General features: G+C 59.4%; 17 protein-coding genes and 4 pseudogenes. 8 read left to right on the top strand and 13 right to left on the bottom strand.

The window, feature by feature from the left end; all coding sequences use genetic code 11:
* Window positions 1-420: 420 nt before the first annotated feature.
* Window positions 421-588, top strand: a complete 168-nt coding sequence (locus YUO_RS47990; protein ID WP_347335954.1) for a DUF3768 domain-containing protein — start codon at window positions 421-423, stop codon at window positions 586-588.
* 25 nt (window positions 589-613) lie between these two features.
* Window positions 614-721: a hypothetical protein gene (locus tag YUO_RS49035; RefSeq protein ID WP_376712050.1), complete on the top strand. Its 108-nt coding sequence runs from the start codon at window positions 614-616 to the stop codon at window positions 719-721.
* A 160-nt stretch (window positions 722-881) separates the two neighbouring features.
* Here the strand turns inward: YUO_RS49035 and YUO_RS49030 are convergent.
* The 3 pseudogenes from YUO_RS49030 to YUO_RS47985 form a co-directional block, all read right to left on the bottom strand.
* A pseudogene (locus tag YUO_RS49030) lies at window positions 882-1,049 on the bottom strand (GNAT family N-acetyltransferase); the annotation flags it as partial.
* A 412-nt stretch (window positions 1,050-1,461) separates the two neighbouring features.
* Window positions 1,462-1,720: pseudogene (locus tag YUO_RS45200) on the bottom strand (dimethylsulfone monooxygenase SfnG); the annotation flags it as partial.
* A gap of 444 nt (window positions 1,721-2,164) precedes the next feature.
* A pseudogene (locus YUO_RS47985) lies at window positions 2,165-2,656 on the bottom strand (biotin synthase BioB); the annotation flags it as partial.
* A 1,597-nt stretch (window positions 2,657-4,253) separates the two neighbouring features.
* Here YUO_RS47985 and YUO_RS47980 point away from each other — a divergent pair.
* The 4 genes and pseudogenes from YUO_RS47980 to YUO_RS49020 form a co-directional block, all read left to right on the top strand.
* A pseudogene (locus YUO_RS47980) lies at window positions 4,254-4,501 on the top strand (IS5/IS1182 family transposase); the annotation flags it as partial.
* 765 nt (window positions 4,502-5,266) lie between these two features.
* The gene (locus YUO_RS0129765; protein ID WP_028350541.1) at window positions 5,267-6,931 is read left to right on the top strand and encodes an MFS transporter; all 1,665 of its coding nucleotides are present in this window, start codon (window positions 5,267-5,269) and stop codon (window positions 6,929-6,931) included.
* A gap of 335 nt (window positions 6,932-7,266) precedes the next feature.
* On the top strand, window positions 7,267-7,386 hold the full coding sequence (locus YUO_RS49025) for a MarR family transcriptional regulator (protein WP_430649569.1): 120 nt from the start codon (window positions 7,267-7,269) through the stop codon (window positions 7,384-7,386).
* Between the two features lie 881 nt (window positions 7,387-8,267).
* Entirely contained in the window at window positions 8,268-8,516 is a 249-nt protein-coding gene (locus YUO_RS49020; RefSeq protein WP_430649566.1) for a DUF6894 family protein, read from the top strand.
* A gap of 197 nt (window positions 8,517-8,713) precedes the next feature.
* Here the strand turns inward: YUO_RS49020 and fdxB are convergent, their stop codons facing one another.
* The 8 genes from fdxB to nifD form a co-directional block, all read right to left on the bottom strand.
* Window positions 8,714-9,007: a ferredoxin III, nif-specific gene (gene fdxB / locus YUO_RS0129745; RefSeq protein WP_028350538.1), complete on the bottom strand. Its 294-nt coding sequence runs from the start codon at window positions 9,005-9,007 to the stop codon at window positions 8,714-8,716.
* 13 nt (window positions 9,008-9,020) lie between these two features.
* Window positions 9,021-9,221, bottom strand: coding sequence for a CCE_0567 family metalloprotein (locus tag YUO_RS0129740; RefSeq protein ID WP_028350537.1), 201 nt, complete (start codon window positions 9,219-9,221; stop codon window positions 9,021-9,023).
* A 9-nt stretch (window positions 9,222-9,230) separates the two neighbouring features.
* A complete protein-coding gene (locus YUO_RS0129735; RefSeq protein ID WP_028350536.1) occupies window positions 9,231-9,701 on the bottom strand; it encodes a NifX-associated nitrogen fixation protein in 471 nt (156 codons plus the stop codon).
* A 7-nt stretch (window positions 9,702-9,708) separates the two neighbouring features.
* Window positions 9,709-10,104 carry a nitrogen fixation protein NifX gene (gene nifX / locus YUO_RS0129730; protein WP_028350535.1) on the bottom strand — a complete coding sequence of 132 codons (396 nt, stop codon included), beginning with the start codon at window positions 10,102-10,104 and terminating at the stop codon, window positions 9,709-9,711.
* A complete protein-coding gene (nifN, locus tag YUO_RS0129725; protein WP_028350534.1) occupies window positions 10,101-11,507 on the bottom strand; it encodes a nitrogenase iron-molybdenum cofactor biosynthesis protein NifN in 1,407 nt (468 codons plus the stop codon). Before nifN ends, nifX begins: the two co-directional genes overlap by 4 nt.
* A gap of 9 nt (window positions 11,508-11,516) precedes the next feature.
* Window positions 11,517-13,181, bottom strand: coding sequence for a nitrogenase iron-molybdenum cofactor biosynthesis protein NifE (gene nifE / locus YUO_RS0129720; protein WP_028350533.1), 1,665 nt, complete (start codon window positions 13,179-13,181; stop codon window positions 11,517-11,519).
* 98 nt (window positions 13,182-13,279) lie between these two features.
* Window positions 13,280-14,839 (bottom strand): nitrogenase molybdenum-iron protein subunit beta, encoded by a 1,560-nt coding sequence (gene nifK / locus YUO_RS0129715; RefSeq protein ID WP_028350532.1) that lies wholly within the window; start codon window positions 14,837-14,839, stop codon window positions 13,280-13,282.
* 71 nt (window positions 14,840-14,910) lie between these two features.
* Entirely contained in the window at window positions 14,911-16,413 is a 1,503-nt protein-coding gene (gene nifD, locus YUO_RS0129710) for a nitrogenase molybdenum-iron protein alpha chain (protein ID WP_028350531.1), read from the bottom strand.
* Window positions 16,414-17,132: 719 nt separating this feature from the next.
* Between nifD and YUO_RS0129700 the strand changes: the two genes are divergently transcribed.
* Together YUO_RS0129700 and YUO_RS42115 are read left to right on the top strand one after the other, a co-directional pair.
* Window positions 17,133-19,433, top strand: a complete 2,301-nt coding sequence (locus YUO_RS0129700; RefSeq protein ID WP_028350530.1) for an NADP-dependent malic enzyme — start codon at window positions 17,133-17,135, stop codon at window positions 19,431-19,433.
* A gap of 126 nt (window positions 19,434-19,559) precedes the next feature.
* Window positions 19,560-19,901, top strand: coding sequence for a DoxX family membrane protein (locus tag YUO_RS42115; RefSeq protein WP_235782862.1), 342 nt, complete (start codon window positions 19,560-19,562; stop codon window positions 19,899-19,901).
* Between the two features lie 822 nt (window positions 19,902-20,723).
* Here the strand turns inward: YUO_RS42115 and YUO_RS0129685 are convergent.
* The gene (locus tag YUO_RS0129685) at window positions 20,724-21,971 is read right to left on the bottom strand and encodes a cysteine desulfurase (protein WP_035727942.1); all 1,248 of its coding nucleotides are present in this window, start codon (window positions 21,969-21,971) and stop codon (window positions 20,724-20,726) included.
* Entirely contained in the window at window positions 21,968-23,293 is a 1,326-nt protein-coding gene (sufD, locus tag YUO_RS0129680) for a Fe-S cluster assembly protein SufD (protein ID WP_028350527.1), read from the bottom strand. The genes YUO_RS0129685 and sufD overlap by 4 nt, the downstream gene beginning before the upstream one ends.
* Window positions 23,294-23,305 lie beyond the last annotated feature (12 nt).

Below are 23,305 nucleotides of genomic sequence, written 5' to 3'. Positions count from 1 at the left end.
TTCGGCGATTGTTGCGGCAGCCGCCGGATCGGAATTTGCGAGCCTCGTTGATAAATAGTCGACTGTGAAGAACCCCCCAAGCCATTGAGCGGGAGTCGATTTTCGGAACGGAGCGAGGTTTGAGATTGCAAGCTTTTGGAGCCTCAACGCCCAAAACCCGGCAATCTCGAATGTCGTTGTGACCAGAAAATCGAATCCCGCTCAAGGACTTACGAGATTCTTCACGGCCGACGAGATATGCCTCGAAGCCGGCGACGACATTCCCTTTATCGCCCGCCGATTGGCTGCTCCTTCAACAGCCTGCTAGCTAGGCCGAGCTGCTTGAGCTCGTGCGCAAGTTAGATCGGTTTACTCGAGGCAACGATCGTAAGGTGAGCACGACTTCGGTTCTATCTCGGCTCAGACCGCTACTTCTTCAAGATCGACTACTACGACCTGTCGCGTACAGCTGGTTCGCCGGATCCGGGCCGCTCGGCAGTTACTCAGCGCGTGATGACGATCATGCGATCCGACGAGTACTGGGTGCCGCGGTCCCATCAAGAAAAGGCTCCGCTCACGAGCTGGCGTCACAAACTTCATCGCGGGTAAATCGGGCGCCGGCAAGTCGACGCTCATGCAAACCCTGCAGCAGATGAATCCGAGACACGGCGGTATCGGGCGCGTTGCCGCCGAGGATCTAACCGCGGATCGCCCGCAGGATTGCCTTGCGCACGTCGGCTAGCTAGGCCATGCAACGGCAACTTGAGGCGTGGGCCGATCTCTGCAAAGCCGGCCTTCAAGTACAATGCTGAGTTGGGGCTGCGGCTCCACATCGGCTGCCTCGGCGCTCCCACTTCAAGTTGGCCCCAGCCTTTTACCGTCCCCAGGCCCACGGCAGCCTCAATAAGGTGCATCGCGACCCCAGACGATCGCTGATCCGGCACCACGTAGAGTTCGGTGATAATGCCGTAGGTTCCGCGAGCAAAAAGCGCAGCGCTTTCCGACACCATGATGATACCGACAGGACGTTCCTCGGTGAAGGCGAGAAACCCATAGACGCGCTCTTTCATGGCGAGAAGGTTGGCAACCAGCTGGGTATCTAATCCGGCCTGCGCTTGGCCAGCCCCAAGTTCGGCAAGTAGGGCAGCAACCATTTGGGTCACCGTTGTGGCGTCGTCGACAGACACTTCACGCGTGGTCACCATGTCACATCCTCCTCCAAGCTCAACGTACCACGTAGTAGCATCGGGGCAGCGAGGCTGCCGCAGCATCCGACCCAAAGCAGATATGCTGCGATCTTGAAGCTCAAATGACGCTTTAGTTCACACCATTGGTGATGGTGATATCGTGTCGATGGCAACTGAAATAATCGCCAGAAAAATCGAAAGATAACCTGCCGGCAAGATTGTCATGGTCGTACGGAGCGCTCTTTCTTCTTTGGATCTGGGTGTCGCCCCACATTGAACCTGTCCGAATGAGTACGGCCAGCCCTGAGTTCCATGGGCCGGTGGGATGGCAGCGATGATTGAGCTTTTCAGTTGCTGCGAGTAGCGCGTGCGAGAAGCTGACCGATTCGTGCTGCTGGTCGGCGCCATAGCCAGCGGTGAAACGGATTTGGGTCAAGGCGTAGTCGAAGCCGGCCTTCTCGGCGATCTGGCCGCGCTTTCAATTGTAGTCGATCTCCCAGCTGGTGCGTTGCTCAATCGACGAAATAACGGGGCCGCCCGGACACATTCGGCATCCGATAGGCGAATTTGATAGGATCGTTATCGTGGTCATCCTATTTTCCTCGGCGAGCTGGCGATTGATTAAAGCGGGCAGCAACTTGCATCACGCGGCTCAGACAAGCGGGTGCGCATCTATTCAAAATCCGACGGCAGGGTACGGCCTGTAGAAGCGTTCGCTATCTGCGGTGTCAGCACGCTGACGCGAAATGGATTAGGTCAACAACACGACGCGCAAGTCATACGACGCGGAGGTGTGCGCAGACCGGAGTTGTTGGCTTCGTCGAAGACGTCATTCCAAACCATCAGTGTTCCCCTCTCTAAGCACCATTGATTGACATCAATAGTCTCAGAGAAAGAGCGGCTGCGCGAGTCGAAGACAAGCTAATTTTCATCGCAGTCGGAGAACCCGCTTTCCAATATCCACAACGAACGGATCGTTTGTTACCGTGCGAGAAAAAATATTGCCGGCGACACCTCCGGCGGAGGGCCGCACTAGGGCTTCTCACCATTAGAATGCGGGCGACCGCGATCAACCGCACCAGGGCGATCGGATTCAGCCTCTCCGCGGTATCGTTGACTGGCACGCCCTTGACCTGACTCCAAAGGTGATTGAACGCTCTCCGGATAGCTCGGCAGGTTGGCGAGCAGAACCAGCAAGCCCATTCGGTCATCAACGCGTTCACCCAGGCCGACGATGCCTTACAGATCTCGATGCCGGCATTGCGCACGTGCGCCAGCGTATCGATGCGATCCTGCAGGGTGCGGTGGTGATGATCTTGTCGTAGAACTCAGGCGAAGTGTCGACATTCTGATTGTAGGAGTCGAGCCCAGCTTCGGCGAGCCGTGCGGCCTGCCCAGGGAGTCAGCATGCCGAGCGTGACGTAGGTCTCCACGCCGAGGTCTTTCACAGCGCTGACCATATCGCGGACGTCACGGTCTTTCGGATTGCGCGCCAGCACTGGGCAATTCGCCTGGCTCGCTCTCTGCTTGTCTGAGCTGGTCTCCTACAGCGCAGCGCCACATCGCAGACGGCCTAGTTGCAGAAACGCTGTTTTCTTGCTAGGGGCAGCCTAGCTCCTCGATAGCGGCCAGAGCCGCATTTGTGCGCGATCAATCGCAGCTCTCAGAATGGTGCAGCGTTAAGGCGCGCGGTCGGGGCCCTCCAAAGCATCACGATCGCCGACAAGCTGTCGTGCATTGTCGCGCGTTCGCCTCCATCCACATCTTTGAATGTGTTTGCAGTCTGCACGAAGCTCATGCCGCGTCTCTTGTGAACGCTTGCGTCAAAAGGAAAACAGACGACTGGGGGCTACCTGACCAGTTCACGACGCTTTTCCTTTGTGAACCATTTCACAAAACTTGGCGCCTGAGCGGCGTAGCTAACGGAGCGTTTGATTGAGAGTAGATCAGGTGATGCCGACAGAGTGGGAATTCTCGCCGCTGGAGAAGCAAGCTGCGGACGCTCTTCGTCGCGCAAGACGGCTGCCCATTGGTCCGAAGCGAAACGATCTCCGTCAGCTCGCAAGGGGACTTCTTTGGCTGCATCGAAACGGTATGGAAGCTCTGGAGCAGGAGCGATCAAAAGCGGAACGTGGGGCTAGATGAGATGAGTTGCGAGTATCGGGCAGTGCTGGCGGTTGCGCGATGAATAGGACCGGCGCGCTTTTCTTTCGGATCATCCATCCCGGCAAACCGTCGAGCCGGACTGACGACGAAGAAGTTGCGGGAATGGCATTGCCGGCGGGCTCAACATCGTGAGACCAGAAAGAAGATCGAGCGAGTAAAGGCAAACCGTGTCGGCGACTCCCCGAAACCTCTCACCTTAGTCATTTCCGTTTAGATACCAGCGGCCTCAGTCTTGTGTTCTCGGCCTTCATTCAGATTAAAGTCCTTTTTCAGCGTCAAAGTTATCTTCTTTTGGATTCAGGGGACTCGTGCATTTTTGCGCACGGCGAGCGCTTTCGCAGCGCGAGTAGCGCGCTGCCTTTAGATGAATGCAAACGCGAGCAGGCTCGAGCAGAGCAGCGCGAGGCCGGCCGCCGTCAGGGCCAGGAGACTACCGGAGACAAAGTCTTGATTGCGCATAAAAACTCTCGATTCCATTACAAGGAGAGCAGCAGTCGCTGCTTTGCGCCGTTGACCGGTTAATTGATAAATCATTATTCGAATCCGGTGCCTTTTCCCCGCTGCTTCGGGGACAGATTGCATTTTCCCAGCGAAATTACGCAATTATTCGCGGTTTTGCGGCGAACCTCGGGAAAATCGCGCTTCAGGGACATTGAGGGGCCTTCTTTGGAGGTGCGCTTCTGACTGAAGGCCGGAGCGTTAGCGCGCCGATCCCCGAGCAGCTGGATCGAATTCGGCTTCGAAGAACGGTAAATGTTTAGGCTTCTGGAGCTTGCGCTTGACATGCCAACCTAAGCCGCTTGAATCCTGCCCAGGAAGCCGTTCACGCTTCGGCCGAGCACTTTCCTCAGACAGCTGCTCTGCAGACATCCTTGCATCGAAGCTCCTCCAGTTTCCGTCGCGCCGTTGAGGTCGTCATGGCCCGATACGGCCTACGAGGCCGATCAATTGCGCCAGGTATGGCAAAGGCGCGCTCGCCATCATCCCCACACCAACACGTCGCGCGCTCAAATATCCGCGAGACAAGCATCTCTATGTCCCCGCCATCTCGTGGAATGTGCCTCTCAAACTCAAGCAGTTCCGGCCGCGTCACAACCCGCTTCGAAAAGACCGCCCGAAATTACCGTGCCGTCGTCACTTTCGGTGCCATCGTCCTATGGATGCGATAAGTGTCCACACGACCCACGGGGCCCACTCGATGGAAATTCTACGAAGCGAGCGTCAAATCATTCGGCTTCGCTTCAGGACGACAGTCGTATTTGAGAAGTGCTACGCCCGCTTTGCGGCCGTGGCAGAAGTCTTGCTCGATATTCAGTCCGATGAACTCCTCAAGTACTCAAGTGCAGACTTTGCCCTTTGCAATGATGCTTCGTCCGAAAACCAAAGTATAGGCTGATGCCGCCATCCAAGGCGCGAGGTGCGTTTACGCATTTTTTCATCGCTCACTCGCATACAACGCGCAAAACCCGCGTTTGGTCACTCTATTCTATGCTGCGGCCGACAGAGCTGAGGAGAATTCCTTTAGATCGGTGTTCGAAGGCAAATTGAGAATCGCGAATATCGTATCGCCATTCACTCGCGTGGCCCATCCACCCTGACGAGATCAAAATATCGGAACTCGGCCGTTCAAGAGCTTCATCTGAGATTTGGCTGCGAAACAGCGATCTCGCCTCACGTCGCCGTGATCTAAGCCATGTCCATCCGCTACGCGATCAGCATCAATCTTCAAGTCAAGACCGCCACCGAGCGGGACATGCCGTGCTTGACCGCGAAACCTGCCCAGACCGGAACGATGATCGCGTTCACCGACCAATGTCGCTGCTGGGTCGGCCAAATCGACAAGGCAGACCGAGGTTGCCTGGTAGCGTCGAGGTTGCCGGGACCATCACTGATCTGGCCCAGGTTCACATTATCGGAGGCGAGGCAGGAGCCAAATGACCGAGTTGCCCCAGTTGCAGACCTTCAGCGCCGATAGCATCACTGCGCCGTTCCACCATGTCACGTTCCGCCGCATATGGCTGGCGAGTCTTTTCTCTAATCTTGGCGCCTTGATTCGGGGCGTTGGCGCGGCTTGGGCGATGACGCAGATGACATCGTCGGCCGACAAGGTCGCACTGGTCCAGACCGCCTTGATGCTGCCGGTCATGCTGATCTCGATGCCGGCCGGTGCCATTGCCGACATGCATGACCGGCGCATCGTGATGCTATTTTCGCTTGGTATCGCGCTCGCGGGCGCGGCCGCGCTGACGGCCCTCGCCTGGCTCGGCCTAGTCACGCCGAACCTGTTATTGGCGCTGTGCTTCGTGGTCGGCAGCGGTGTGGCGCTGATGGATCCGGCCTGGCAATCCTCGGTCAGCGAACAGGTACCGTCGGAAACTCTTCCCGCGGCCGTCGCGCTGAACAGCATCAGCTACAATATCGCGCGCAGTGTAGGTCCGGCAATCGGTGGCATTGTCGTTGTGACCGCTGGCGCAGTAGCTGCTTTCGCACTAAACGCGCTGCTTTATCTGCCACTAATGCTGGCGCTGTTCCTGTGGAAACCTTTCTCCGAACCGTCGCGTCTGCCGCCTGAAAGGTTTAACCGTGCCATCGTTACGGGCGTGCGCTACATCGCCAATTCGCCATCGATCAAGATCGTTCTGACCCGCTCCATGGTAACAGGCGCGATCGGCGGCGCGATCATCGCACTGATGCCGCTAGTGGCGCGCGATCTCCTCCATGGCGATGCCCAGACCTATGGCATCATGCTGAGCGCCTTTGGCCTAGGCGCGGTGATCGGCGCTCTCAATCTCACTGAGGTGCGGAAGCGCATGAGTGGCGAGGCGGCGATCCGCGCCTGTGCGCTGTCCATGGGCTGTGCGATTGCCGCGGTGGCGCTGAGCCGAGAGCCGATACTGACGACGGCCGCGCTTTTCCTTGCGGGCGCCGTGTGGATGATGGCGTGGGCACTGTTCAATATTGGCGTACAGCTATCGGCGCCACGCTGGGTGGCGGGACGCTCGCTCGCGGCCTATCAGGCGGCGAGTTCCGGCGGGATTGCTGTCGGCAGTTGGGGTTGGGGCCATCTCACCGATGTCGCTGGGGTCCAAACTGCGCTCCTGGTCTCGGCCGCCCTGATGTTGGTCTCGCCGCTCCTAGGCCTTTGGTGGCGCATGCCGCGCGTCGGCGCGTGGGGCGAAGAGGCCGAGGTGCTTGAGGATCCTGAGGTGCGGCTGGCGCTGACCGGACGTAGCGGCCCGTTGGTTGTCGAGATCGAATATCGCGTAATGCAGGGGAATGCGCGGTCCTTTCACAACGTGATGCAGGACGTACAGCTGTTCCGGCAGCGCAATGGCGCTTATGGCTGGTCGATAGCGCGCGACATCGCCGATCCCGAACTATGGACCGAGCGCTATCACTGCCCGACATGGCTCGATTATTTGCGCCAGCGCAACCGCTCGACTCCGTCGGAGCGCGCGATTGAACAGCAGGCAATTGCTTTCCACATTGGCCCTGAGCCCGTGCGGGTCCGACGCATGTTGGAACGCCCGTTCGGATCGGTGCGCTGGAAGGAAAACGTGTCCGAGGCCTTTGGGAAGCAAGAAATCTCGCGTTTCTGATCGCGATCATCGCGTTCCAGTGCGATTCAGATTGCGTCTAGCTGAATCAAACTCTCGAAGATAATCGATCGGTATTCATAAGCCTTTGTGCATCTGCACAGGATGCTTTTGCATCAACTTCTCTGCTTTGACTGAGGAATACAAAGCAGGCAGGCCACAATGATGCAGTTCCTCCAGACTACTACCAGACTACTGCGGCAAGTTCGTCGTTGATCTTGCTCAGATGCATCGGTTGCGCTGTGGCGCCCGGCGAGCCTTCCGAAAGCTTTTGTCCGCTGCCATGAACCGCGCCAACACGACTTGCGGACCGGGAAGAGCGTGGCGCGCACGCATTCCTGCGCGCTTCATTCGTCACTACGCAATCAAAGCTGCTGGAGAAGAAGGGCTTCTTGCGGCGCAAGCCCTCTACCAGCGATGCCCGGGTCGTCCAGATGTCGCTGACGGACAAGACTTAAAAGCATTTTGCGAGCGTCGCCGCACAACAGGAAGCACTCGACGAGTTTGTTTTTGGTGATCTCGCTATTCATGAGGTGACCGAGTTTGCTAACAGGCTCACTGCGCTCAAGCATCGTCTAGAGAAAGCTCGCTTGAAGGCCGTTCTGGAGCTCTGAGGACAAAAACCGCCACAATCCAATGACCGCGCTGCCCTGATCATGTCTGATCGATTTTCGGCCTTCGACGTCATAGCGGCCGCTCGCGAGGTTAAGCTTCACCGCGCGCGCAGGCTCAGAATTCACAAGCGTTCCGATGTTCGGTCCTCGGTGCGCCGTACGACGTTGCGCATAACAATCTCCGAAAGCTGCACAACCAACTGCTTGAGATGCGCAATCTCCTGCTTGCAGCACTCCAGCTCGCGCTGTTCGTCTGTCGTCACTGATGATTCAGCGTGATCCCTACCGTCCGTCATATCTATTGAGAATTCCTCTCCGACCGAGTCGTCGTGAGCATCGTCCGACTCTGGTTCTGCGAAGGAGTCACCCCTTCGCGAGAACGAAGCTTCGGCCTTTATTGGACCTTTTGAGAGCCTTCCTGATCGTTAAGCTTGTACGTAGGAACGCACCGTTTAAGTCGTTGCTGTAGTCGGCATGCTTCACTTCGTCCGAAGCGTACCAACTATCTGATTTGTTTTTCTCCAGCGGCATTGTGCCTTTTCTTCATTTGCGGTAGGCGAAAACAACCAAGGATAAACCCATGAGCTACAATTCCGCCGAGATTGCGCCGCCTAAGTGATTGGCGCCCACTCTGCTCATCGTCTGACGCCCCGTAGTAGCCTCGAGCTAGGTAGCCGGAAGCGCACACTTCGTTATGGGTGACATGCGATCACCGCATCTCGTTTATGAAAATCTGTTTTCTTTCTCATGTGCAACAAGGCCGGCGAGCAATGCTTCGTTTTTATTTCAATCTCGCAGGAAAGCGGAATGTCGACGACCCCTGCGGGTTGGCATTCGAAAACGAGGTGCAAGCCTTCCGTGCGGCCGAGCGCTTGGCAGAGGAGCTAGCGAGAACTCACCCTCTTCTACGGGGTACCACCAGTGTAGTCGTAACATGCAAGGACCGAGATGAAGTGTATTACATAAGCGTGTGATCGGCATTCCATCCAAAGAGAATTGCGGGCGACGAGGGCATGATTCTACCCCTGGGGTCGGCTCGGCACCCGCAAGCTGGCGGGAATGGATCGGCGCCAAGGGCTCTATCCCCGAGCGCAGCATATGGAGAGTCCCTTCAGCGAGGCTTTGCCGTCCAACTCCCGCTTGCCTGCGGGAAAGGCGGGCAGAGGCGCTGTCAAGCGGCCTCCGTTCCGGCGGGCTGGTGGGTCTGGCAGTTGGTCGGACAAACCCGGGCGCAGGCGCCGCAGCCGATACAAGCGCCCTGGTCATTCATCACCATAATCTTCTTTTCGATCTCATCGTCATCGTCGAGATCGACAAGATCGCCCTCCTCATTGATCCCCTTCAACGTCATGACGTCGCGACCGCAGACCTTGAAACAGCGGCCACAACCGATGCACTTCTTGGGATCAATTGAGATCAGGTAGTTCGGCGTCCAGTCGCGGCCGTCGCGCGTTGCAAATGACATAATCGGATACCCTTTAGGCCTTTTCTAGCGCCTTGAGATCCTCGCGCTTGCGCTCCAGTTCGGCAAAGGCATCGTGCGCCTTCTGCGCCACCGCCAAGATCGAGGTCCAGTTGACGGGAAGTTCCTCGGACAAATCGTGCAGATCCATCTTGGCCTTGGTCGCCTTCACCGACAGCTTTCTTATTTCTGCTTTCAGCATTTCAATGTCGCTCATGAGCTGCTCTCAATAGTTGGCGACGTCGGGAAATTTCCGGATCATCTTGATGCCGCCTTCGACGTATTTGCCACCCTCGGCGGCGAGCTTTGCGAGATTGTCAAAGCCGAAGCGATGCACATCGCGTAGCTGCTTGTTCACCACGATCAGTCGGCCGCCGATCAGCACGATGCGGCCAAAGCCTTCATGGTGCATCTTCAGCATCGGCTGGATCATCACACCCGTCGCCTTCTCGATCGAGAGCGCGACTGCATTGAAGAACAGCTCCAGCCGCCAGACCGTATCCGGATCGGGATCGCCGACGATCGGCAGTGCCCGCCGCTTCTCCTTGTCCAGAATATACGGTTCGAGCAAATCGAGATCGCTCTTGCCGTCCCACGCGCCATGGACGTCCTGGGCGCGCCAGATCTTGATCAGTTCCCTCACGAATGGCGCATCGAGCGCGCGATCGGTTTGCACGATATCTGCGACTTCAGTCATGTCGTCCTCATTCTTCGAAATCGAGCGTGCGCTCCTGGTTCTTTGCCAGCGCCTTGCGCAGCCAGGGTGGCGGCGTACCCTTCAGCACGCGCCGAAGCTTCTCGACCAGCACCAGGATGTTCTCGGGCTTGTTCACCTTGATCGGATGTATATTGTTCGCCACTACCCTCGCGGCACCGGAGCCGCCGATGGCCGCGACATAGAGGATGGCGCAATCCTTGATTGCCTCGATCTTGGGCGCGAGCTTGTCCTCGTTGCCGTCTTCCTTGAGATCGCCGTCGAACTGAACTGCCTTCAGAAATACGTGCCCGATCGGCCCAACATCATAGATCGCGATGTACTTGGCCCAGCCAAAATGCGCATCGACGCGCCTCAAGTCTTGGGTAGCGAATGCGACTTTCATGCAATCGATTCCTCTGTTGAGGCGATGAAGCTGCGGCGGCTGGGCTTTAAGGGCTGTCTCGAGGTCCGCCAGCTATCGGGCGTAGGCTGATGATTTTCCTCGCGGTCGGCGATCACGAGATTGGCGATATCGAAGATCACATCGCGCGTGCCGCGATAGCCGACGGATAGCTGGTGTCCCGCGCCGATTCGATCGAACATCGGAAATCCCGCGCGATAAAACGGAATCTTCAGCCGCGCCGCCGCTTGGCGGCCATGCGAATGCGTAATCAGCAGGTCGCAATTCCTCGTCCTAGCAAGCTCTTCCAGATCCTCGAGATCGCCGATCAACACCTCGTTGGTTCCGATCCGCTCCAGCACCGGCGACTGCGTGGTCGTTACGGCTGCCGTCACCTGCGCGCCCATCTCGTGAAGCATGCTAGACAGGTCGAACAGGAGGTCAGGCTCGGCACCAATCGCGAGCTTGCGGCCGCCGACATGAAAATGGGCGTCCAGCATCGCGTCGGCGAGCTGGCCGCGCTGGCGCCGATATTTTGCTGGCACAGGGCGGCCACTGATGTCGCTCAGGAAAGCGATGAATTCATCGTTGGGGATGAGGCCGCACAGCCGCTCGAACAGGCGGAACGGCACCCCGGTCTTGGCCTGCATGGCTTCTGCCGCCCACCGCATCTGCTCACCGATGGCAATGGTGCAGCTGGACCGGCCCATGCCCGCTACTTCGTCAACCCCGATGCCACCAATGGTCGTTGGCGTAAACTCGTCCGGGATATGCCCGTCCAGAGATCCCGCGAGATCAGGCAGGAACGATGGCTTCAGGCCGAAATCCTCCAGGATCGTCCTGAGTTCGTCGAGGTCACCCGGCGTCAGGTGACATCCGGGGAGGACATTCACCCGCGCGGCATCACGCTCCGCCCCGCCCGCCGGCGACTCCACCAGTACCTCGACCATGCATGCCACCGTCTTCCCCCACCCGTCCTGAAAAGCGTCCTTGAAATCGGGCGTCGAGACAAAGACTAAAGGAAATTTGGCGAGCTGCGGATGCTGCTCGCGGATCAGCTTGATGTAGCCGTCGACGTCATCGCCATTAGTTTCGGTCACTCCGGTCGAGCAGATCCCGATGATCTCCGGCTTGGCACGATTGTATATGTTGAGGATAGCCTGCTCGACATTTTCATAACCGCCGAGCACGGTCGCCACCTCGCTCATCGCAGTCGTCTGCAGCGGCACGGCCTCCTTGAAATGCCGCACGAACAGCGTGAGCCCGAAGGATGTGCACCCTTGCGAGCCGTGCAGAAGCGGCATCGCTCCACGCAGGCCCATGAAGGCGAATGCGCCGCCAATCGGCTGACTCATCTTCAGCGGGTTGACCGCGCAGGCCTTCTTCGGCGTGGTGACGATCGCCATGACGCCGTCCTATTCCGCGGCCTGCAGCATGGCAGGCGGCGAGGACACTGGCATTTTCGCCAGGATGTCCTCGATACGCCTCTTGCAGCAGCCACCGAACGCGTTGGTGTGCTGTCTGACTGCCTCGACGCTGGTCAGGCCATGGGAGCGGATTGCATCCTCGAGGGTGCCGAGATCGACTTCCTTGCAGAAGCAGACCTTTTTCGCGCGCCGGGTCGTCTCCGGATCGGCGGCGACCTCGGCGGCCTGCGCGTCCATCTGCGCCATCACCTTGGTCTGCCTATTCTTGGCCACCTCCTCCCACGGCACTGGTCGACGCAGCTGCTCCCACATCGGGTTGAACAGCGCCTTGTCGATCTCCTCGACCAGCTTCACCATACCGAGGTAGCCCATATAGGCGTGGCAGCGCTCCTGGTTGATGTCGAGCCAGGGCATCGCCGCTTTCAGCGCAACGAACTGCGATTTGCCGCCCGAGAGCATGATATCTGCTTTCGCGTCCTTCAGCATTTTGTATATCTCGCGCGGCGTCATGTCCTCGATCATGTGGGCATCCTGTCCCATCAGCTCCTTGATGCGCTCCTTGTCCTGCTTGGTGGATTTCTTGACGCTGGTGCCGACCAGCTCGAGCCCTGCCTCCTGCAGCGCCGCCACCACGGACCAGGACTTGACGCCGCCAGTGATCAGAAGTGCCCTCTTGCCGGCAAAGCGGGGCTTGTACGGTTCGATCGCGGCCCAGGCGCCCGCCTCCTCGCGCGCGATCACCGCCTCGGTGCGCTCGATCAGTTCGGAAGGCGCCCCACGTTCGACCAACAGCCGGGCAATCTGGCGCAGCGAATCGCTGGAATCCTGGATGCCATAGAACGACCCTTCGAAAAACGGGATGCCGTAACGCTCCTCCATCTTGCGCGCGACACTGATCATCGCCTTCGAACATACCATCATGGCAGCGCGCGCCCGGTGCGAAGAGGCGACTTCGCGATATTTGCCGTCCCCCGAGATGCAGGAGAGGATGCGGATGCCGAGCTCGTCAAGCAGCGGCTTGACCTGCCAAAGCTCGCCGGAGAGGTTGTATTCGCCAATCAGGTTGATGTCATAGGGCGTGGTGTAGTCCGGCTCATGCGTGCCGATGACATGCTCGAGCAAGGCCTCGCCGGCGAGCTTGTTGCCGAGGTTCTTGGAGCCGACGAAGCCCGGTGAATTTACGGGAATGACTGGCTTGCCGAGCTTTTGCGAAGCCGCCTTGCAAACCGCATTGATGTCGTCGCCGATCATGGCGGGTACGCAGGTCTGATAGACGAAAATGGCCGACGGGTTGTACTTGTTGATGATCTCTTTGATTGCTTTGTAGAGACGCTTCTCGCCCCCAAATACTATATCGGTTTCGTTCATGTCAGTGGTGAGTCCGGTGCGCCAGATGCTGGCGCCAGACGAAGCCGCACCGCGGTTATCCCAGGAATTACCCTCACAGGCGATCGGACCGTGCACGAGATGGGCGACGTCGGTAAAAGGCTGCAGCGCAATTTTGGCGCCGTCGAAGGCGCAGCCGCCTGCGGCGCCGCCCGGCTGCACCTGCTTGGTGCAGCCCTTATTGCGCTCGGCATCCGATTTGTTGGCGTTCTTGGCGCAGCCCGGCTCGTTGAAGATGTTCTGGATCGTGGCCGATAGCGAACTCATCCGTCTCTCCTCCCAACCGAGCCTGTTCGCGAAGATCAGTCCATCGTGCGCTTAGGCCATCGCCGACGTTTGCCGGCGATGGCGTGCGCCGTTCGTCATCAACGAATGATGTCGAAGCTATAGTCGGTCTTGCCGGCAATGTTGGTCTTCTTGTCGATCTCGTCGAAGATCTTGTCGAGAATCTTCACCAACACGTTCATGCCCCCCTGATAGCCCCACACCGGAGAGCGGTGATGGTGATGCCGATCGAAGATTGGGAAACCGATCCGGATCAGCGGCGTACCAGTGTCGCGCTCCAGATACTTGCCATAGGTGTTACCAATCAGGAAATCGACCGGCTCGGTGAACAAGAGCGAGCGCATATGCCAGAGGTCTCGCCCCGGATAGGCATGGCAGTTCTGCCCAAACGGCGAGCTCCCAAATAACGCCTGCATTTTCTCCTCCCAGGCCTTGTTGCCGTTCGTGGACAGCACATGGATCGGCTCGGCGCCAAGCTCGAGCAGGAAGGCAGCTAACCCATAGCAGAGATCTGGATCGCCATAGATCGCGAATTTCTTGCCGTGGATATGCGCGCTAGAGTCGGCCATCGCGTCGACCAAGCGGCCGCGCTCTCGAGCCAGTTCCTCCGGAATGTCTTTGCCACTGATGCGCGACAGCGCCATCAGAAACTCATCCGTTGCGGACACGCCCACCGGATAATTGAAAGCCACGACCTCCTGGCCATGATCGGCGATGAACGGCAGCGTCTTTTCCGTGCACCACTGCTGCATCGAGATCGTTGCTTTAGCGTGAACCGCGTTCGCGGCGTCTTCCAAAGTCGTGCCGCCGTCATACATCCGGAACTCGCCGTCGGTCGGTGTATCGAACACATCGGAATTATCGGCAAGAATGGTGTACTGAATGCCCAGCAATTCGAAGATGCGCTTGATCTCGCGGATGTTGCCGACGGTATAGCCGTCAAAGCCGCCGATGAGGTTGATCTTCTTGTTGGGCGCGCGCTCGAGTTTCGCGGCTGTCCCGGCCTTGCCGTCCCAGAAATGCTCGAGGATGCCCTTGAGCGCATTGTCGTACCCGGTGACATGGCTGCCCACGAAGGCTGGCGTGTGCGCAAACGGCACATCGAAATCAGCTGGCACCGAGCCTTTTTCCTTGGACGTTTTGATAAAGGCATTGAGATCGTCTCCGATCACCTCCGCCATACAGGTGGTGGAGACCGCGATCATCTTGGGCTTATACATATTATAGCTGTTGGCGAGCCCATCGATCATGTTGTTCAGCCCGCCGAATACCGCAGCGTCCTCCGTCATCGACGAGGAGACGCAGGAGCTTGGCTCCTTGAAGTGCCGCGACAAATGGCTGCGGTAATAGGCCACGCAGCCTTGGGAGCCATGCACGAAGGGCAGCGTGGCCTCGAAGCCAACTGAGGCGAACACCGCCCCCAGCGGCTGGCAAGCCTTGGCCGGGTTTACCGTGAGCGCTTCCCGCGCAAAATTCTTTTCGCGATATTCGGGCGTCTTCGTCCATTCCCTGATGCGTTCTACTTCCGCGGGATCGCGGGGATTCTCGAACATCTTCTTCTTGTTGGCCAGCATCTGCTGGTATTCCGGACCGCGGAACAGCTCGAAATGATCGAGCACGTGTTCTGCACTCTGCGGCATTGGTAGGATTCCTTTCGAAAATCGTGATCAATATTGGATTCGGCTCTCAGCAGTGAGCCGGGCCACTTGGGTTATTCGGCAGCCAACAGCTTCGGCTTCGGGACCTCCTTCCACGGCGCCTTGGTCTTTTTCCAGATCGGTGAGTTGATGGCCATGTCCATGTCGCGCGCGAAGATCGCAAATCCGTCATAGCCATGATACGGACCCGAATAGTCCCAGGAGTGCATTTGGCGGAACGGTACGCCCATCTTTTGGAAGACGTATTTTTCCTTGATGCCAGAGCCGACCAGGTCAGGCTGGATCTTCTCGACGAAGCGTTCGAACTCATAGCCCGTGACGTCGTCGTAGATGAGCGTGCCATCCTTGACGTAGTGCTGGGCAGTGCGCTGGTAATCGTCATTGTGGCCGAACTCGTAGCCGGTGCCGACGACCTCCATTCCGAGGTCCTCGTAGGCGCCGATCACATGGCGCGGACGCAGTCCGCCAACGAACAGCATCACGCTCTTGCCTTCCAGGCGCGGGCGATATTTAGCGATCACCGCGTCCACCAGCGGCTGATATTTTGCAATCACCCGCTCGGCACCCTCCTTGATCTTGTCGTCAAAATAACCGGCTATCTTGCGCAGCGACTCCACGATCTTGGAGGGCCCGAAGAAGTTGTATTCGCACCAGGGAATACCGAATTTCTCCTCCATGTGGCGCGAGATGTAGTTCATCGAGCGGTAGCAATGCAGCACGTTAAGCTTCGCCTTCGGCGTTGCCTCGAGCTCGGCCAGGGAACCGTCACCGGACCACTGCGCGATCACGCGCAGGCCCATCTCCTCAAGCAGAATTCGAGATGACCAGGCGTCGCCGCCGATATTGTAGTCGCCGATGATCGCGACATCGTAGGGCGTCGGCTCGAATGTCGGCTTACTCTCGGGGGTGACCTTGTCGAACACCCAATCGCGCACCGCGTCGTTGGCAATATGGTGGCCGAGCGACTGTGACACGCCGCGGAAACCCTCGCAGCGGACCGGCACGATTGTCTTGCCGCCATATTCCTTCGATTTTGCCCTGGAGACCGCCTCGATGTCGTCGCCGATCAGACCGATTGGGCATTCCGACTGGATGGTGATGCCGTTGTTGAGCGGGAACAGCTCCTGAATTTCATCAATGATTTTGACGAGCTTCTTGTCCCCGCCGAACACGATATCCTTTTCCTGGAAGTCGGAAGTGAACTGCAAGGTCACGAAACTATCGATACCTGTCGTGCCGACGTAATAGTTACGCCGCGAGCCCCACGAGTACTGTCCACAGCCGACCGGACCGTGGCTGATATGGATCATGTCCTTGATCGGTCCCCAGACCACACCTTTGGAGCCCGCGTAAGCGCAACCGCGGATCGTCATCACACCGGGGATGGATTTGAGGTTGGACTTGACTCCGCAGTCCGACTTGCCGACCTCGTGAACATTGAGGTGCTTGGCGCGCCGTTTTGCGGTCTTCTCCGGATAGACCCTCAGCACCTCCTGAATCAGCTCTTTGTTGCGGGCTTTGATTTCTGCGATGCTCTGGGTCGTGGCGAGACTCATGCTGATATCCTTCAAAGGTTTCCTGTTGCGACGGCGGCTCTCGGCCAAGAGTTTTGCAACGACCGTGCCAGCCGCGACGTGAGCGCAAAAAACAGCGCAGTTGAAAGTAGATAGGCACCTTCGCGCGGGTAACCGGACTGTTGTTGCAAACCCGACATCGAGCGTGTCTACCGTGCTCGTTTGATCCTGTTCGAAACAAAAACAAGGGCGGGCGCGGGCGATATTGCACCGCATTTGCCCGCGAGAACATTGCGACACGGGCCCGCTGCCGGAAATGGCACGTGACGCGGCGACCCAGCTGCAAGGCTGGGCAGCCAGTCTGGATAACCATCGTCGTGAAGCCTGACCGCTGCTCAGCTCGTTGGCGACGGCGGTGCGCAAATTGCGCCTAGCCTCCCTCGCCATCCTGATCCCAATCCTATTGGGCTGACCAGCCAGAGAGATCGTCGCGGCCTGCCCGCAGGCGTTGTTCGACTGCAGAGCACTTCAAGCCACAGCACTCGTGCGATTTCCACTCGATGGTCTTGTGCATGCGCGTCGACGCCCAGACCGCCCTAGCCGATGCGCCTTGATGCGATGGGGGCTGTTGATGGGGGTGCGATCCGATGTTGCATCCAGGCTGCCGGGCGTGCTTCACATCCGGCTCCATCCACCGGACAACTGACCTTGGTTAGACGAGCACAGAATTAGAAGCTTGGGTTAGGAAGCGCGAGAGTAGCATGTCATCTCATTCTGAAGATCTCCTTTCGGCGGCGCTGGCCTATCACCGGCTGCCGCGACCCGGTAAGCTCGAAATCCAGGCGATCAAGCCGCTCGTCAACCAGCGCGACCTTGCGCTCGCCTATTCGCCCGGCGTTGCCGCCGCCTGCACCGAGATCGCCAAAGACCCCGCTGAGGTCGCCTCTCTGACGGCACGTGCCAATTTAGTTGCCGTGGTCAGTAATGGAAGCGCTGTGCTCGGCCTCGGCAATATCGGCCCGCTGGCGTCCAAGCCCGTGATGGAAGGCAAGGCGGTGCTGTTCAAGAAGTTCGCCGGCATCGACGTGTTCGACATCGAGATCAAGGCCGACACCATCGAGCGCGTGGTCGACACCGTGGCGGCGCTGGAGCCGACTTTCGGCGGCATCAATCTCGAAGATATCCGCGGACCCGAATGCTTCGCAATCGAGGCGCAGCTGAAGGAGCGCATGAAGATCCCAGTCTTCCATGACGACCAGCACGGCACCGCCATCATCGTGGGCGCTGCGATCGCCAACGCGCTGCTTCTCAACGGCAAGAAGCTGCCCGACGTGAAGATCGTCTGCTCCGGCGCCGGCGCAGCCGCGATCGCCTGTCTCAACCTGCTGGTGTCGATGGGTGCGCAGCGTAAGAACATCTGGGTCTGCGACATCGATGGCGTCGTCCATGAAGGCCGCAATACCTCGATGGACCCCTGGAAGGCCGTCTATGCGCAGAACACTGATGCGCGGGTGCTCGCGGATGTCATCCCCGGTGCGGATATCTTCTTGGGGTTGTCAGCGCCAAACGTGCTGAGACCGGAAATGGTCAAGCAGATGGCCGACAAGCCGCTGGTGATGGCGCTCGCCAACCCAGTGCCGGAGATCATGCCGGACGAGGCCCGCAAAGGCCGTCCCGACGCGATGATCTGCACGGGACGTTCGGACTTCGCGAACCAGGTCAACAACGTCCTGTGCTTTCCCTTCATCTTCCGCGGCGCGCTCGATGTCGGCGCCACCGAAATCAACGAGGCGATGAAGCACGCGGCGGTCGATGCAATCGCGCAGCTTGCGCGCGATCCTCCGTCCGACGCGGTGGCTTCCGGTTTCGACACCGGCGAGACGCAGGGCTTTGGGCCGGGATCGCTGATCCCGAGCCCGTTCGACCCGCGCCTGATCCTGCGCATCGCGCCGGCTGTGGCGAGGGCTGCGATGGACTCCGGCGTCGCGACGCGGCCGATCAAGAATTTCGACGAATATCGCGCGCTGCTCGAGCGGTTTGCGTTCCGCTCCGGCCTCGTCATGAAGCCGATGTTCGCCAAGGCCAAGACGCAGCCGGTGCGCGTCATCTACGCCGAGGGCGAAGACGAGCGCGTGCTGCGCGCCACGCAAGTGGTCCTCGAGGAGAAGCTGGCGCGGGCGATCCTGGTGGGGCGGCCCTCGGTGGTCGAAGCCCGCATCAAACGGTTTGGCCTCTCGATCAAGGCGGGCGAGGATTTTGACCTTGTCAATCCTGAGGACGATCCGCGCTATCGCTCCTACGTGCAGTCCTATATCGACGTTGCCGGGCGCCACGGCGTCACGCCGGATGCGGCGCGCACGGTGGTGCGCACCAACAACACGGTGATCGCGGCCCTCGCTGTGGTGCGTGGGGAAGCCGACGCCATGCTGTGCGGCGTCGAGGGGCGATACATGAGCCACCTGCGGCATGTGCGCGAGATCATCGGCTTCTTGCCGGGGACCAGCGATTATGCGGCGCTGGCGCTGATGATCACCAAGAAGGGCTCCTATTTCATCGCCGATACCCAGGTGCGGCCCAGCCCAAGCGCGGAGGAACTGGCGGAAATGGCCTCGCTGGCGGCGCTCCACGTCCAGCGCTTCAACTTCAAGCCGAAGGTCGCGTTCGTGTCGCATTCCGACTTCGGCAGCTATGACACGGATTCCTCGCGCAAGATGCGCCGCGCCACCCAGCTTCTGAAAGAGCAGCACCCGGGGCTCGAGGCTGACGGCGAGATGCAGGGCGACACCGCGCTGTCGGCCGCTGCACGACGGATGGTGCTGCCGCAATCGAGGTTGGACGGCGAGGCCAACATCCTGATCATGCCGACGCTAGATGCTGCCAACATCGCCTATCAGACGGTAAAGGTCCTGGCGGATGCGCTTCCCGTGGGGCCGATCCTGATCGGTCCGGCGCGGCCGGCGCACATCCTAACGCCCGGGGTGACCGCGCGCGGCGTCCTCAACATGACGGCGGTCGCCGCGGTCGAGGCCCAGGAGCGCGCCGGCCGTCCGCAACTCGGCTAATTGAAGGCGGTCGCCTTCCGGGCGCAGACGGATTCGATTTGATGGCGGAGAGCGGAACGACCATAAACGTTCCGCTCTTCCCGCGTCCGCACTGCAGTCAGGTCCACCAGCCAGCGTTCGTTACCTTTGGCGAGTTCTGTTCGCGTTGCTGTTCATCTACATGCGGCGACGAAGCTGTTCGGCATACAGCAGACCGCCAATCTCATCGCGACCGAACTTTCAGTTCCTGAGGCGTTCGCGTCCTACACCGCGCCGCTTGAGAGCGCGACCGGAATGCCGACGCCGCAACTTCTGGCGATTGTGGTCTGTTCGCTCGAACTCCTCGCGGCGCTGATGATCGCGTTGAACTTTGGTGCGCGCTTCTTTCTGTTTGTCTCGGTCCTCTATGTCGGGATCTCAACTTGTTATTTGTACGACTTCCGGAATCAGCCGGGGGACGGCAACGCAGGATGCTGGTCGATGTCTTGAAGAACCTCGCGACCATCGGCGCGTTGTTCATGATCGCAAGCTATGATCGCCGCCGGAAGAATGTCGAGGCAGCCTACGGGGACGTGTAGGCCCCGCGGCTCTTGGTTTCGCGCGACAGGCAGATGGCGAGCGAGGATCGGCAGGCCACCGCGCCCAATTGGGGCGCTGCCGTGCTCAGATCAAACTTGAGGACGAGCCCCCTGCTGCACAACGTTGCAGCATCTACCCGAGATCTTTGTCCCTCTCGCGCCATTGTTGCCGGGAGACCACACATGCGGGTGCGCGAGAGGTGGGCGGCTCGATCAGCGCATCAAGCCGCGTCACGGTGAACGGTGGTCCGCCTTCGGAAATGGTTCGGCCGGCGGCATACCGGTCAATTCGGGCGGCACGCCGGGCAGGCGTCTCGATCATGATGCGACTAGATGGAATTCGCATCATGATCCCATGTCTTGTTTGAGCAGGATCTTTCGGGAAACCGGTTTGCACTTTTCCGGATCATGATCTAGGCTTAATACCTCGATTCCACCGAGAGATCCGCCCTCTCGCCGAGACGAATCATCCCGTGAGCGCGACTGATGATGAAGACGGCCCGCGCTATGAACCCAAGGGCGTAGTACAGATCTGCCGCACTTGTTCGAGTCTCGCCCGCAAAGACCAGCGGCTCACCAACATCCTTGGGCGAATCCATGCGCCGTTCTTAATCAGCATCAAGTAGCGGACCCACTCGCCCGGGCGGAAGTCCTGCGATATAATGCTTAGCGCATTGCAGCGCCAACTCGCGTATACACGACGCGCCTCATGGTCTGGGGCCAGCCCCTTCGCTCATGAGAACAGCTCCTGCGCCTTGATAAGCGCGCCCGCCAGCACATCGATATCTTCATGCGTGTTGTAGAGAGCGAACGAAGCGCGGCAAGTCGCTGGCACGCCAAAACGTTCGTGCAGCGGCATCGCGCAATGGGTACCGGCGCGCACCGCCACGCCTGCACGATCGATGACGGTGGCAAAATCGTGTGCATGCGCGACTTTTATTTCGAAGGAGATGATCGCGCCCTTCTCAGCCGCCGTTCCGATAATACGTAGGGAGTTGATGCCCCGCAGCTTCTTCTGCGCGTAAGCGAGCAGTGCGCTCTCGTGCTTGTGGATCTGTGCCTTTCCTATTGAATTGATATAGTCCACAGCCGCGCCCAGACCGATCGCCTCGACGATCGGAGGCGTGCCAGCCTCGAACCGGTGAGGCGGATCACCGTAGGTGACGCCGCCACGCGAGACCTCGCGGATCATCTCGCCACCACCATTGAACGGCGGCATCGACGCCAAATGCGCATACTTACCGTAAAGCACGCCGATGCCGGTCGGCCCATATAGTTTGTGGCTCGTCATCACGTAAAAATCGCAATCAATATCGCGGACATCAACATCCAGATGAACGCAGGCTTGCGAGCCGTCGACCAACACCGCGATGCCACGTGCATGCGCGATCCTCACGATTTCCTTCACTGGCAACACGGTGCCGAGCACGTTGGACATCTGCGTGATCGCAACCATTTTGGTGCGCTCGGTCAGAAGCCGCTCGAACTCCTCGAGGAGGAAATTGCCCTCCGCGTCCACTGGCGCCCATTTGATGACAGCGCCATAGCGTTCCCTCAGAAAATGCCATGGCACGATGTTGGCGTGGTGCTCCATGATCGAGAGAACGATCTCATCACCCGCCGTAATGCGCTCGCGTCCGAAAGTCTGGGCGACCAGATTGATGGCCTCGGTGGCGCTACGAGTAAAGATGATCTCCTCGGTGCCGCGCGCGTTGACGAACTGCGCCACCTTGGCGCGGGCGCCCTCATAGGCGTCGGTCGCGGCGTTGGCCAGATAATGCAGGCCGCGATGCACGTTGGCATATTCGGACGTGTAAGCCTGCATCATGCGATCGAGCACCGCCTTTGGCTTCTGCGCCGAGGCGGCATTGTCGAGATAGACCAGCGGCTTGCCATAGACCTGCGTCGCCAGTGCTGGAAAGTCCTTGCGCAAGCGATTCACATCGTAGGCGCCGTTGGCGACTGCCGGATGCAGGCTCATCGTCGCGCCTCCAGCCAGCGCTGCGTAGCTGCAATTGCGAGTTCTCGCAGATCGTCGTTGACGACGCACCCAATCGCCTCGCCGACGAACGCCTGGATCAGCAGCGCCTGGGCTTCCTTCTCGGGAAGACCGCGGGCGCGCATATAGAACAACAGGCTCTCGTCGAGCGCCCCGGTGGTCGCGCCATGACCGCAGGTGACGTCGTCGGCGAAGATTTCGAGTTCCGGTTTGTTGTTGGCCTCGGCCTCGTCGGAGAGCAGCAGCGCCCGCGTCATCATCTTGGCATCGGTCTTCTGCGCGTCGGGACGCACGATGATGCGGCCCTGGAACACCGAATGGCCGCGGTCATCGACGACGGCGCGGAACACCTCGCGGCTGGCGCAATGCGGCACCGCGTGGTCCATGAACAACGTGCGATCAGCGTGCTGGCGGCCGTCGAGCAGATTGACGCCGTTGGTCTCGACCCCGGAATGCTCTCCGGCGAACGTAATCGTCGCCTGGTAGCGGCTGACGGCAGCGCCCGACGTCATGCTGAAGGTGTTGAAATGCGCATACGCGCCCAGCGTCACCACGGCGGAGGAAATGTTGAAGGCGTCACGGCTGTCTTCGACCAATCGAACATGATCGAGCCGCGAATTGTCGCCGATCGCGACAACCAAGGAATCATGGGCCTGATAGGTCTTGGCCCCATCGGCCGCAACGTAGCTTTCAACCAGTGTCGCACCGGCATCCCTGCCAAGACGCAGCAGCGAACGCGTAGACATCGCCGCAGCCGCGGGCGTGCTCGCGACATGAATGATCTGTAGCGGCTGCTTCAGCACGACGCCATTGGCGATCTCGATCACCACGCCATCGGTTATCATCGCGCTGTTGAGCGCTACCATCGGATTGTCGTTGTCCGGCGAGAAGAGCTGCGCCTGCAACGTCGCATCGCCGGTTTCCAGCACATCCCGCAAGGTGCGAATGGTAAGGCCTTTCTCCAGGCCTCCGACTTCGGAAAGCTTTGGTACGAACACGCCGTCCACGAGGACGAGCGCGCGAGCGCCTTTGATCGCCTGCAGCTTTACGGCCGCGGCAGCGCGTTTCAGCGCAGCAGCATCCGGCGCATCGGCCAGCGGCAGCACTTCGCGCATCAGCGCGCGCAGATCGGTATACTTCCAGTCTTCGATCCGGCGATGCGGCAGGCCTGTGCGTTCGTAGGCTTCGAAGGCAGCGCTTCGCGCCTCCGCCACTTTGCCGGCGCCGGGCAGCCGGTCGCGCGCGATCGCAAAGCTGTCGCTCAGCGCGCGTCCCGTCTCGTTCTTTGCCAAAACCAGGTTCATCACAAATCCGCT

The organism is Bradyrhizobium murdochi (assembly GCF_000472965.1).
Classification (GTDB): domain Bacteria; phylum Pseudomonadota; class Alphaproteobacteria; order Rhizobiales; family Xanthobacteraceae; genus Bradyrhizobium; species Bradyrhizobium murdochi.
This window is presented reverse-complemented; position numbering and strand designations above follow the sequence as displayed.